Raw genomic sequence first — 12,779 nt, forward strand, 5'->3', positions numbered from 1 at the left:
ATGATTACTAATTTGTTCAAAACAAGACGTTTTTTATTACTCTGTACAATGGTTACCACCATGCTTGCTTTTAATGTACATGCTGCCCATCCAAACTTGGTGATCACGCAAAGTGACGTGGCCAACATGCGTCAGGCCATTGAGAAAGAAGGGCGATTTAGTGACGCCTACCATACGTTAAAAGCACAAGTTGATGAGCAAATTGCTCTGCCCATCACGGTGCCTGTACCAAAAGATGGTGGGGGTGGTTATACCCACGAACGTCATAAGAAAAATTATCAACTGATGTATAACGCCGGTATTATTTACCAGCTAAGTCAGGATGAAAAATATGCTGATTACGTTCGCGATATGCTTCTTGCCTATGCCGAGCTATATCCAACCTTAGGACTGCATCCTAAACGTAAAATGAAGTCTCAGAACCCAGGAAAGTTCTTCTGGCAAAGTCTGAACGAAGCGATGTGGTTGGTATATACCATTCAAGCTTATGATTTCATCCATGATGCCTTAACCCCCGCTCAAGTAGACACTATTGAAGGTGACTTATTAAAACCGGTAGCCCTTTTTCTGTCTGAAGGCCAACCGTCCACCTTTAACAAAGTACATAACCACGGTACTTGGGCCACCACGGGTGTAGGCATGGCAGGCTACGTTATGGACGAACCAGAGTGGGTAGAAAAAGCCTTATATGATCTTAACAAATCAGGTAAAGGCGGTTTCTTAAAACAGTTGGATAAACTGTTTTCACCCCAGGGTTATTACAATGAAGGGCCTTATTATCACAGATTTGCCTTATTACCCTTTGTGACCTTTGCCCGAGCAATCGAAAATAACGATCCACAACGTCATATCTTCGCCCATCGGGACGGCGTGCTGCTTAAGGCTATAGATACGGCCATTCAACTCAGTTACAACGGCCTATTCTTTCCCCTTAATGACGCCATTAAAAGTAAAGGCACCGATACCATTGAATTGGTTCACGGTGTAGCCGTTGCCTATGCACTGACTAAAGATCCTGGCTATTTAGATATTGCCCAACAGCAAGATCAAATCGTATTAACCGGCGACGGCCTAAAGGTGGCCCAAGCACTCGATGAAGGGCTAGCGACACCCTATGTTTATCGTTCTGTTGCCTTCGGTGACGGAAGCGACGGTAAAGACGGTGCGTTAGTGGTCATGCGAAGCAGCATGGGCGGCGAACAAGCGGTGGTATTTAAACCCGCAGCGCAAGGCTTAGGACACGGTCACTTTGATAAATTAACCTGGCAATATTACGACCATGGCAATGAAATTGTGTCTGATTACGGAGCTGCCCGCTTCTTAAATGTAGAAGCGAAATTTGGTGGCCGTTACTTGCCGGAAAATGACAGCTATGCCAAGCAAACCGTTGCCCATAATACCGTGGTAGTGGATGAAACCAGCCACTTTAATGGCGATGTAAAAATCGGAAATCAACACGCACCAACATTGAATTTCTTTGAAACCAGTGAGTTCGGTAGCGTAGCCAGTGGCCAAATTGATACCGCTTATGCCGATGTCATGCTGTCGCGTACTGTGGCACTAGTAAATTTACCTGAGCTAAATACCACAGTCGCCCTGGATGTTTTTGACGTGAAAAGTAAAGACAACCATCAGTTTGACTTACCTCTTCACTACAAAGGGCAACTTATCGAAACAAATTTTGACCTGCGCGCGTACACCGATCAGATTTCGGCCCTTGGCAAGCAGTTCGGATACCAGCATTTATGGTTGAAAGGCAAAGCCACCCCAGAGAAAGGGTTAGCGAAAGTGTCTTGGCTTAACGAGAACGGCCGCTTCTATACGCAAACTAGCCTCGTAGACGGCGATGAAGCCTTCTTGTTTACCCAAATTGGCGCCAATGATCCTAACTTCAATCTACGTAACGAAAACGGATTTATTCGCCGAGTAACCGATGCCAATGAACATACCTATATTTCGGTACTAGAGCCCCATGGCGAATACAACCCAAGTAAAGAATACACGTTAGACGCCACCAGCAAAGTCACTGAACTCGCCTATAGTAAAGAAGGCACCGTATCTATGACCAAACTAACCATTGCCGGTAAGCACTACCTTATCGCAATTAATCATGCTGATTCGTCAACGATGACAAATAAAACAACCTTTAAATATAACAATCAAGACTTTGCATTAGATGGCCGTCTAGCTGTTTATGCGATTGATAACCACTAGGAGTGAACAAGATGCAGAAGCAAAGCGATATTTTCTCATTTACCAACGAAGCTGAAATTTTGGATATTGGTGGTGGCCTTAAACGTCAAATGCTGGGGTTCAACGAAGAACTGATGGCAGTACGGGTATGGTTTGATAAAGGGGCAGAAGGCTACACCCATAAACATCGTCATTCCCAAGTGACTTATATTGTAGAAGGTGAGTTTCACTTCACCATTGATGGCGAGACAAAAGTACTGAAAGCCGGCGACAGCTGTCTTATTCCACCGTACGCGGAACACGGCGCAATTTGCCCTACAGGCGGCAGCCTTATTGATACGTTCAGCCCGCCCCGTGAAGATTTCCTCGAGGACTGATTATGAAACTCCATGGCCTACGATGGTATGTTATTGCGCTCATCGCGCTAGCAACCATTATCAATTACATCGACCGCCAGGCACTGAGTGTGCTCTGGCCGGACATTGTTCATGATCTGTTTCCTGAAAAAACAGCGCTAGAACGCAAGCAAATATACGCGAATATTTCCATTGTATTTGTTTTCGCTTATGCCTTTGGTCAAGCCATCTTTGGCAAGATATTCGACTGGGTGGGTACACGCCTCGGTTTTGTGTTATCCATCGGTGTTTGGTCCCTCGCCACTGTGGCCCATGCCTTTGCCCAAGGGGTTCTAAGCTTTGCCTTCTTCCGTGCCATTCTTGGTGTTGCCGAGGCTGGCAACTGGCCTGGCGCGGCAAAAGGTAACGCAGAATGGTTTCCCACAAAAGAACGTGCCCTAGCACAGGGTATATTCAATTCGGGCGCGGCCATTGGCGGCATTATCGCCATTCCGTTGATCGCAATGTTAACCATCTACTTTAACTGGCAAATGGTTTTCGTCATCGTAGGTCTTGTTGGATTACTTTGGTTGGTACCTTGGCTCATTTTGGTCAAAGCGCCACCTGGATCACACCCTTGGATCAGCGAAGAAGAAAAAGAATATATCCTGACTGGCCAACGTAGTAGCGACAAAGTGGAAACCATTGTCACCGCACCTGGAGAAGAAGAATATAATCCAGGTACATTAGAGTTGTTGTCACGTAAGCAAAGTTGGGGCGTGATCATTGCGTCTGCGGCTATCGATCCCATTTGGTGGTTGTTCGTTTTCTGGATCCCTATCTACTTAAACGAAGTGTACGGTATGGATGTAAAAGCCATCGGGATTTATGGTTGGGTACCTTACGTTGGTGCCATGTTCGGTGCTTGGTTTGGTGGCTTGTTAGCGCAAAATAGGCTCAAGGCCGGTTGGAATGCAGACAAAACCCGTAAGCTAACCATCACCTTAGGCTGCTTGATAATGTTGCCGGCATTAATTGCCATGGCAAACCCTGGTGAACCTGTGGTTGCAGTCCTGATCATGGCGGTGATCCTATTCGGTTTCCAAACAGCCATTGGTAACGTACAAACCTTACCTAGCGATTTATTAGGGAAAAAAGCAGTAGGAACCTTATCCGGCTTCTCTGGCATGGCGGCAAAATTAGGTGCAGTTGGCCTAACGTCACTGGTGCCTTGGTTAACAGCCGATGGTAACTATACCCCTGCCTTTGTGATAGGTGCCTCCCTTGCCATAATTGCCATGGCAGCGGTTTGGATCCTCATCCCTAAAATAGAACCTCTGAAAAAAACAGGGTAACAAGTCAATAAGCGGCAATGGCTAATGGGCCTTGCCGCTTCAACTGCTTAATTAACGGTACACTACCGATATGAAAACTATTTACTTTATTGGCGAGTGCATGGTCGAACTTCGTGAAAACGATGAAGATATGATCAGCCGCTCATACGCCGGCGATGTTTATAATTCAGCCGTCTATCTGAAGCGCTGTTTTACTGATACCCAAACTGCTGTTGTAACGGCTATTGGTGAAGATAGCTTAAGCACTAAAATGCTGTCACGGTTTAAGGATGAAGGATTAGACACCACATTTGTTTTCCGCCATCCGGACAAAAATGCCGGAATGTATTATATCGAAACAGATGACACCGGAGAACGCAGCTTCACTTATTGGCGTAGCGATTCGGCAGCAAAAAAAGTAGTACGTTTTCTAAATGACGACGTTATACGTGGTTTAGCCGGTGCCAATATGTTCTTTATTTCAGGTATTTCATTAGCGGTTATTGATGCTCAGGACCGAGGGGCATTTTGGCTAAAAATGAAAGCTTTAAAAGAAGCCGGTGTCACTATCGTCTTTGATCCTAATTACCGTGCTCGATTATGGCAAAGTGAAGACGAGGCCGCGGCCGAATTTAAACAAGCCTTTTCATTATGTGATATCGCCTTACCAGGCGTAGAAGATCTCACCGTCTTATTTGGTGTTAATACTGCAGAAGAAGCCCTCGCATTTTGCCATCAATACGATATTGCAGAAGTCATAGTGAAAAATGGCCCAGAATCGGTAATCACGTCCCTTGAAGGACAACAACAAAATCATCCGATTGTTCCGGTGACTAATGTGGTGGATACCACATCGGCAGGTGATGCATTTAACGGCGTATATTTAGGCGCTCGTTTGAACGGGCGGGCGATTGACGAAGCCGTGCAATTAGCAGCAAAAGCTGCTGGCACCGTTATCCAGCACCCCGGCGCTATTGCTCCTAAAGACGCATTTACCCAAGCCATGGCAGCTTGCGGGCTGTGATGTACAACCAAAATTAGTATTGAGATCTTTTTAGGATCTCGCCTTTTTATATAAGAGAGAATTTCATGACGCGCTTTTCCGAACTGATGTCCGGCCAAACACTGCTTCCGATCATCCAAGCAAATTCCCCCACAGAAGGTGTCAATATTGCCCGTGCTATGGCAGATGCAGGACTTAACTTAGTCGAGGTGGTGTTACGAACCGACGCTTCCATTGACGCCCTTAAGGCCATCAAACAAGAAGTCCCTGAACTAAAAGTCGGGGCGGGCACCATCATCAATGAGCAAATTTTAGAACAAGCCTTGTCTGCAGGTTCAGACTTCATTGTTACCCCTGCGGTTTCCCAAAACTTGCTCGCAGAGCTAAAACAATGCGATGTCCCAGTACTGCCAGGCGTATCGAATACCGGCGATATCCTTATGGCGTTAGAATTTGGTTTCGAGGAACAAAAGTTATTCCCCGCGGCTCTGTCTGGTGGCGCGCCTTTCTTATCAGCGGTTTCATCGGTATTTCGTAAAGTCAGCTTTTGCCCCACTGGTGGCGTAAGCCAAAGCAATAAATCGGAATATTTATCCTTAAACAATGTGTTTGCTGTTGGCGGCACGTGGGTAGCGAAAAAAGAATGGGTCGCTGCATCTGATTGGCAATCGATAACGGATGCCTGTCGTAGCGCATTGAAGGACTGATCCCACGGTTTTACCCCCCATCCCAGCGGAAGAGTCTTTCGCTGGGACATAGCTTCTTATCACCTTGTGACTTTCTCTCCCCCAAAAATGGTCTGATAGGTTTTCTTAACCTGTTAGCACTTTGCCCTCTAGCACCAGCATAATGGTAGACCAATTGCCTATATGTAAATTTTTTACTTTATGCATTTCATAATATGAAATTAAAAAATTAACATTTTTAATACGATTCGCCAGCACCAAATAGGCGCCTTTAAACGTATCAAGAAAAACACTACAAACCTCTATATTACAATGAGTTAAACCAGCATTACCATTGGCATTACCAATACCCATATAACCGAAATACATTTTGGTAATAACAAATATATAAAATAATCGTAAAAATATCTTACCAAAAATTTGACCTTTTCCACTTTACCTGTAAATATCAGGTAAATTCTTTGTAAAAAGCCGATAGCGTCCTTAACGAAGAATGCCGTTTGTAAATTCAACATTGAAGAAACACACAGGAAAAAACCATGGGGCACAAACTTTCTAAATTAACATTAGCTGTATTATCAGCTTCTGCAATTAACGTTGCCATGACCGCACAAGCACAAGAAGTCGATACCACGGCTGAAGAAGATGTAGAGGTCATTGAAGTTTCAGGAATTCGTCAATCGTTAACCAATGCGCTGGCTGAAAAGCGCTCTGCAGATAACCTTATTGAAGTTATTCAAGCAGTGGATATCGGTAAGTTACCAGATCAAAACTTAGCCGAGGTACTGGAAAACGTAACCGGTATTCAAATTACCCGTGAAGCCGGTGTAGGTACGGGCGTTCAAATCCGGGGTACCAACGCCAACCGGACTGAAATTAACGGCGTTTCCACAGTAGGTTCAGGTTCAGGCAGAAGCGGCATTAACTTTGAAGACGTTTCGGCGGCTATCATCGCAGCGGTAGAGGTCACCAAGGCTCCCGAAGCGAAAACCATCGAAGGATCTGTGGGTGGTACAATTAACCTTCGTACCATTAGACCACTACAATTAACCGATACAATGGCTTCTATTCGTCTTCAAGGCGAAGATAGCAGTTTATCCACCGATGGTATTATGCCGCGTATTTCCGGCGCATGGGGTGATAACTGGGACACGGATAATGGCCGCTTTGGTATTGTTTTAAGCGGTAGTTACAGCGAACAAGATGTGAGTGCGTTTCGTCCCCGTGCCGACCGAGATAACTCGGTTGCTGCCAGCAGCGGCGTAGATAGCGCTCAAACCTTCGATTACTTGCCAATCCAATTTTTGGTACAAGATTACGATAACTACGAATATGAAACGATTAACCTTTCCGGTACGTTAGAATGGGCACCTACAGAAAATACTAAGCTGTATTTTGATGCCGTTATCAATGATCAAGAACGTCGTCAGGAAAGCTCCCGTATTCAAGCCTCTGGTTTGAGCGACCTTAAAGATGTTGCTGTACCCACAGAATTTGAAACCGTTAACTTCGGTTCTTTGGATGGCGTAAACCTGGGTAGTATTCAAGCTGCGGTTCGGGGTGTAGTGCCCATCGAAGAAGGTGGTGCCGATCCAAACTTACGTTTCTCCGGCGATACCAATTCCCGTATTACAACCAGCAAAATCTTCCGTTTAGGCGGCGAATGGACGGGAGAAAACCTGGCCGTCAGTGCTGAAATTTCGTCTTCGTCCTCAGAGTCGGATACGCCTAGCTTTAACACCACCCTTAACTTCATTAACCCAAATGTCGCGACCAACGATTCAAATGAAAATGGTACGCCATTTATTTATGACTTAACCGGTGGTTCATTATCCTTTGGCATTGCCCAAGACGAAGAAAATGCGCCTACTTCCGAACAATTGCTAGACCCAGCAAATATTAGACTGCGAGACGTAAATATCGGTCAAGACAGAACGGAAAACACAGAAGATGCCTTCCGTACCGACTTTACCTATTATGTGGACAATATCGATGTGATTACGTCCGTTGATTTTGGCTATCGCTACAGTAAAGCCACCAGCATGACGGATCAAATAAACTATAACCGTGGTTTACGTGACATGGTTGATAGTCCCTCAGGAAGTTTGTTTTCTGATTTATTGGTGGCAGGCCCAGACAACTTTAATGCTGCCGATGGCCGTGAACTGTACGTTAAGGACTTCTTGGTTATCGACCCTGAGTTGGTAGCTGCCGATCCTGATGCCGTACTCGATAGATTGAACGAAGCAATTACAGAAAACAATGCGCTAACAGGAGGCGATACGGCCTTACTGAGTGAGCCTACCTCTCAGGTCACCGGCTTTTTCGATATTGAAGAAACAACCCACGCCCTGTATGCCCAAGCCAACTTTGAATACAGTATATTCCGCGGTAACTTTGGTCTGCGTTATTTAGAAACCGACGTAAGTTCGGTGGGTAACTCATTAACCATTGATGATTTTGGCAACGAGACGGTGTCTCAGGTTACCACCGAAGGCGACTATGACTTCCTATTGCCACGCTTTAACGTGGTTGCCAATGTGGCTGAAGACGTCATCTTACGTATGGGGATCTCAAAAGATATCCGTCGTCCAGACTTCGATAAACTGTCCACGTCTGTAACCTATTCCACCAGCCCTAATCCGCCGGTACAAATTGGTAACCCAGCACTGGTGCCAGAAGAGGTCACCTCCTTTGATATCTCAGCCGAATGGTATTTTGCGCCAGCCGCTGTGGTTAGTGTGGGTTACTTCCATAAGAAACGGGAAGATTTACACGTAACACGTCAGGTAGACCCGTATGAAGATCCAACCACTGGTTTCCGTGATACGGTAGGCCCAGATTGTGAAGCTGGGGGCATTTTCAACCCCATCGCTGATATCAACGTATTTGGTCCTGAAGTCGGTGTGGGCGTGTGTGTTCCTACACAAACCACTATTAACGATACCGGCACCACCACACAAAAAGGTGTGGAAATGGCGGTCCAGTACGACCTGTCTAACTTTGAAGACGAATTGGGCTGGGCATCTGGCTTTGGTGTCGCGGCTAACTACACTATTCAGAAGTTCTCTGGCGGTGAATCCATAGATAACGCCACCAGTCGAGCTAACACAATATTTGGCCTAAGCACGGGTAATAGCGATATCGAAGTGTCTGCGGTACAGCCATTGGTTGATTTGTCAGAAAACGCGTACAACGTAACGGTTTACTATGAAAAATATGGTTTATCTGCCCGTGCACGTTACACATGGCGTGAAGCCTATCGTTCAACAGACTTCGGTAGTACTTCTAGCTTCCCTTGGGGCTTCCCAGTGGTACAAGAAGACCGAGGCCAGTTAAACGCCAGTGTTAGTTACGATGTAACCGAACAACTGAACGTGGGCATCGAAGCGGTGAACCTAACCAAAGAAGACGTTACCCAGTCTTGCGTTAACGAAGGCGCCTTACTGTGTTATCAAGGTCTAACCGACCGTCGTCTCACCTTTGGTGTTAGCTATCGCTACTAACATGTAGCATGATGCGGGTTGGTAATAACGCCGCCCGCTCATTACATCAGAACTAAAAAACAAGCACTTAGGCTTGTTTTTTTGTGTCTAACATTTGCTTAATTGAAAGAAAAAGGTAAAGCGCCACCGATAACCTGGTTTGTGTAACGACGCTAGGATTAACAACGATGGCTATTTTATTTGTGTGACAGGTAGGACAACGAATACAACCCTCGGGTTTCATCGGTTTTACGTTTGATTTCCTGTAAAGCTTTGGCTTCACTGGCATCAAATAAGGCATTGATGAGTCTATCAAAGTGGTTGTGCATGGCTTTACGTGCAGCACAGGAGTCACCTTCAGCGATGGCATTGTAAATGGAGGTATGCTCATCTAAACGCTGATTCATACTTTCAGAACACACATCTTTATAGGCTGAGATAATCTGAGGCTCTGTGCGTCGTAGTTGCCATAATTTATCGATGTAAAGGACGATCGCGTTGTTGCGGGTAGCTCGGGCAATGATTTGGTGAAACAGTTGATCGGCTTCTTCTGCCGTTTCGGTTTTTTGCATGTCAGCAAGGGTTTGCTTTAATGTAATGAGTTCGTCAGGTTTAATGGTAGACGCAGCAATGGCTGCTGCTTCTGCCTCTACTAAGGCTCTGGCTTGGGTCAGTTCAAAGGCACTAATTGGGTTATCGGTACTTTTGGCAGGTTTGGCACTAAGCACATACACTCCTGACCCTGTTTTCACCTCAACCCGCTCCCTTACTTCAAGAGCTATAATTGCTTCCCGAATAGTCGGGCGACTTACCTGGTAAGTGTCAGCTAACTCTCGTTCTGCAGGTAAACGACTACCTGCGGTATACACCCCTTGGTCAATCAAAGCCTCTAGCTTTTCGACCACCGTCCAGAAACGTCTACGCCTTTTCATTATTTTTATCCCCAATCGTTTACCAAGGGTATATCTGTCAACTACGCTGGTTTAGACAAAAAAGTTACCGGCTACAACAGAAGCGTGAATAGATACCCCGAGAAACAGTATAGTGCAGTCGAACACAATTGGTAAGCCCAAAATTAACAATTGGTAAAATAAAAATAACATTTGTGGCAGCGAGGTTGGTTAATGAAAAACGAGGCTTTGGGTGAGTGCTGAAGTCTGGGTGAAAGGGGTAGCCTAATAAAAATACTGTTGAGGCCACCACAAAGGGACTTCTTCAAGGCTTTATCAATGATATACTTAATCCACTTTTCAAAAAACGAATACTAAAGCCGGTTGACTATCTACCGGCAGGACACGTACCAACGTTACAGAGCCAAAGCCAACTATGATTATCAATAAAATTGCCGACGAACTGGCTGTCAGTCCCACTCAGGTGAAGGCTGCGGTATCTCTATTAGACGAAGGGGCGACAGTACCTTTCATCGCGCGATACAGAAAAGAGGCGACACAGGGGTTAGACGACACCCAGTTACGTAACCTCGAACAACGATTAACTTATTTACGTGAACTGGAAGACCGCCGTAGTGTGATCTTAAAATCCATTGATGAGCAGGGGAAACTCACCGACGGTTTACAAAAAGAAATTGCCAGTGCGGACAGTAAAACCACATTAGAAGATTTATACCTCCCGTATAAACCGAGACGTCGCACCAAAGGGCAAATTGCCATTGAAGCCGGCTTAGCTCCTCTGGCTGATGCCTTATTTAACGATCCTACGTTAAACCCTGACATCGAAGCCGAACCCTATGTTGACGCAGAAAAGAACTTCGCTGATGTGAAAGCCGTATTGGAAGGTGCCCGTTACATTTTAATGGAGCGCTTTGCAGAGGATGCCTCACTACTCGGTAAGGTACGTCGCTATTTACAAGACAATGCCTTTGTTACAAGTACCGTGGCCCCCGGTAAAGAACAAGAAGCAATAAAGTACAAAGACTATTTTGATCACCAAGAAAGACTAAAAAATGTGCCTTCGCATCGTGCCTTGGCGATGTTCCGTGGCCGTAATGAAGGCATGTTGCATATCCAACTTAATGCGGATCCACAAAACGATGATCCCCTTCAACCTTCTCAATGTGAGCATATCATTGCCGAGCATTACGCCATTGCCGATAAGGGGCGTGCCGGTGATAGCTTTTTAAAGCAGGTGGTACAGTGGACATGGAAAATCAAAATCGGTTTGCACATGGAAACCGAGCTGTTTGCCGCACTAAGAGAGCAAGCAGAAGAAGAAGCCATCAGTGTATTTGCTAAAAACCTCAATGACTTATTGATGGCGGCACCGGCTGGCGCCAAAACCACTATGGGACTGGATCCTGGCCTGCGAACTGGGGTTAAAGTGGCCGTAGTGGATAAAACCGGCAAGGTAGTGGCAACCCATACAATCTTTCCCCATGCACCACAAAATGCCTGGGATAAGTCGATGCGCACCCTTATTAATGTATGTAAGCAGCACAAGGTCGAGCTAATCAGCATTGGTAACGGTACTGGTTCACGGGAAACCGACAAGTTAGTAGGCGAAATGTTGAAAGCTGCACCGGAAATTGGCGCGCAGAAAATAATGGTGAGCGAAGCCGGGGCATCGGTTTATTCAGCATCGGAATTGGCATCAAAAGAACTACCAGACTTGGATGTGTCTATTAGAGGGGCGGTGTCCATAGCCCGCCGGTTACAGGATCCTCTGGCAGAACTGGTAAAAATAGAACCCAAAGCCATTGGAGTAGGCCAATATCAACATGATGTTAGCCAGAGCCAACTCGGTAAATCCTTGGACAGGGTGATTGAGGATTGCGTAAATGCCGTTGGTGTTGATCTAAACACCGCCTCTCCGGCCCTGCTGTCCTATGTTTCGGGTCTTAACAAGACCTTGGCACACAACATCGTTGCCTTTCGTGACAACAATGGGGCCTTTGCCGATCGCAAAACCTTACTAAAAGTAGAACGCTTAGGTCCCAAAGCCTTTGAACAAGCGGCTGGATTTTTACGGATCCAAGCGGGTAAAAACCCCCTTGATGCTTCCGCGGTTCACCCTGAAGCCTACCCGGTTATTGACAGCATTGTGCAGCAGACTGCGGTAGCAGTAAACGACCTTATAGGTAACACTGATTTATTACGCAAGCTGTCCCCCGACAATTTTACCAATGAGCATTTCGGGTTACCCACGGTAAAGGATATTCTTAAAGAGCTTGATAAGCCGGGACGAGATCCTCGTCCCGAATTTAAAACCGCGTCGTTTAAAGAAGGTGTTGAAACCATCAAGGATCTGAAGCCGGGCATGATCCTAGAAGGAGTAGTAAGTAACGTTGCTAACTTCGGGGCGTTCGTCGATGTCGGTGTCCATCAAGATGGTCTGGTTCATATTTCGGCGCTTACCAACAAGTTTATTTCTGATCCCCGAGACGTGGTTAAAGCCGGTGATATTGTTAAAGTTAAAGTGTTGGAAGTAGATATTCAGCGTAAACGCATCTCGTTTACCATGCGCTTAGAGGACACGCCAGCACCGGCGACGGCAGACAAGCGAGCTCAAGGTAAAAAGCACCCAGGTAAAAGCGGTAAACCCAAATCGGCTGGCCGTAATAATGGGGCGAAACCCTCATCACCCAATGCGGCGATGGGTAATGCTTTTGCTGATGCTTTTGCCAAAGCTAAACAAAAATAAGCTTTACATAAAAAGTGGGAAAGAGGCCAAAAAGCCTTAGCACCATAGGGTAACGTGGGTGGCTTAACGGCCACCTGCGTTGTTGT

The 12,779-nt window shown here is 45.9% G+C and carries 9 protein-coding genes; 7 read left to right on the forward strand and 2 right to left on the reverse strand.

All coding sequences use genetic code 11. The annotated features are described in order from the left end of the window. Positions 1-60 precede the first annotated feature (60 nt). The 5 genes from KO501_RS08950 to eda all read left to right on the forward strand — a co-directional run bounded on the left by KO501_RS08950 (position 61) and on the right by eda (position 5,572). Positions 61-2,214 carry a heparinase II/III family protein gene (locus KO501_RS08950; RefSeq protein WP_252728274.1) on the forward strand — a complete coding sequence of 718 codons (2,154 nt, stop codon included), beginning with the start codon at positions 61-63 and terminating at the stop codon, positions 2,212-2,214. 11 nt (positions 2,215-2,225) lie between these two features. Further along, entirely contained in the window at positions 2,226-2,570 is a 345-nt protein-coding gene (locus tag KO501_RS08955) for a cupin domain-containing protein (RefSeq protein WP_216029310.1), read from the forward strand. 2 nt (positions 2,571-2,572) lie between these two features. Next, positions 2,573-3,883, forward strand: a complete 1,311-nt coding sequence (locus tag KO501_RS08960; RefSeq protein WP_216029311.1) for an MFS transporter — start codon at positions 2,573-2,575, stop codon at positions 3,881-3,883. A 70-nt stretch (positions 3,884-3,953) separates the two neighbouring features. Further along, positions 3,954-4,886 carry a sugar kinase gene (locus KO501_RS08965; RefSeq protein ID WP_216029312.1) on the forward strand — a complete coding sequence of 311 codons (933 nt, stop codon included), beginning with the start codon at positions 3,954-3,956 and terminating at the stop codon, positions 4,884-4,886. Between the two features lie 65 nt (positions 4,887-4,951). Beyond that, positions 4,952-5,572, forward strand: coding sequence for a bifunctional 4-hydroxy-2-oxoglutarate aldolase/2-dehydro-3-deoxy-phosphogluconate aldolase (eda, locus tag KO501_RS08970; RefSeq protein ID WP_216029313.1), 621 nt, complete (start codon positions 4,952-4,954; stop codon positions 5,570-5,572). Between the two features lie 105 nt (positions 5,573-5,677). On the opposite strand, the gene KO501_RS08975 is transcribed toward eda, so the two are convergent. Then, positions 5,678-5,905: a hypothetical protein gene (locus KO501_RS08975; RefSeq protein WP_216029314.1), complete on the reverse strand. Its 228-nt coding sequence runs from the start codon at positions 5,903-5,905 to the stop codon at positions 5,678-5,680. Positions 5,906-6,090: 185 nt separating this feature from the next. Here KO501_RS08975 and KO501_RS08980 point away from each other — a divergent pair, with 185 nt between their 5' ends. Then, complete coding sequence (locus KO501_RS08980) at positions 6,091-9,057, forward strand: TonB-dependent receptor (RefSeq protein ID WP_216029315.1); 2,967 nt, start codon at positions 6,091-6,093, stop codon at positions 9,055-9,057. Positions 9,058-9,233: 176 nt separating this feature from the next. On the opposite strand, the gene KO501_RS08985 is transcribed toward KO501_RS08980, so the two are convergent. Further along, on the reverse strand, positions 9,234-9,968 hold the full coding sequence (locus KO501_RS08985; protein ID WP_216029316.1) for an FCD domain-containing protein: 735 nt from the start codon (positions 9,966-9,968) through the stop codon (positions 9,234-9,236). A 394-nt stretch (positions 9,969-10,362) separates the two neighbouring features. Here KO501_RS08985 and KO501_RS08990 point away from each other — a divergent pair, with 394 nt between their 5' ends. Further along, a complete protein-coding gene (locus KO501_RS08990) occupies positions 10,363-12,693 on the forward strand; it encodes a Tex family protein (RefSeq protein WP_216029317.1) in 2,331 nt (776 codons plus the stop codon). Positions 12,694-12,779 lie beyond the last annotated feature (86 nt).

The sequence above is a fragment of the Alteromonas sp. C1M14 genome, from assembly GCF_018860965.1.
Taxonomy (GTDB): domain Bacteria; phylum Pseudomonadota; class Gammaproteobacteria; order Enterobacterales; family Alteromonadaceae; genus Alteromonas.

Bases quoted from the DNA above. Each gene is read 5' to 3' on its own strand.
- KO501_RS08950 (WP_252728274.1), top strand. From the start codon at position 61: ATGCTTGCTTTTAATGTACATGCTGCCCATCCAAACTTGGTGATCACG.
- KO501_RS08955 (WP_216029310.1), top strand. From the start codon at position 2,226: ATGCAGAAGCAAAGCGATATTTTCTCATTTACCAACGAAGCTGAAATT.
- KO501_RS08960 (WP_216029311.1), top strand. From the start codon at position 2,573: ATGAAACTCCATGGCCTACGATGGTATGTTATTGCGCTCATCGCGCTA.
- KO501_RS08965 (WP_216029312.1), top strand. From the start codon at position 3,954: ATGAAAACTATTTACTTTATTGGCGAGTGCATGGTCGAACTTCGTGAA.
- eda (WP_216029313.1), top strand. From the start codon at position 4,952: ATGACGCGCTTTTCCGAACTGATGTCCGGCCAAACACTGCTTCCGATC.
- KO501_RS08975 (WP_216029314.1), bottom strand. From the start codon at position 5,905: ATGGGTATTGGTAATGCCAATGGTAATGCTGGTTTAACTCATTGTAAT.
- KO501_RS08980 (WP_216029315.1), top strand. From the start codon at position 6,091: ATGGGGCACAAACTTTCTAAATTAACATTAGCTGTATTATCAGCTTCT.
- KO501_RS08985 (WP_216029316.1), bottom strand. From the start codon at position 9,968: ATGAAAAGGCGTAGACGTTTCTGGACGGTGGTCGAAAAGCTAGAGGCT.
- KO501_RS08990 (WP_216029317.1), top strand. From the start codon at position 10,363: ATGATTATCAATAAAATTGCCGACGAACTGGCTGTCAGTCCCACTCAG.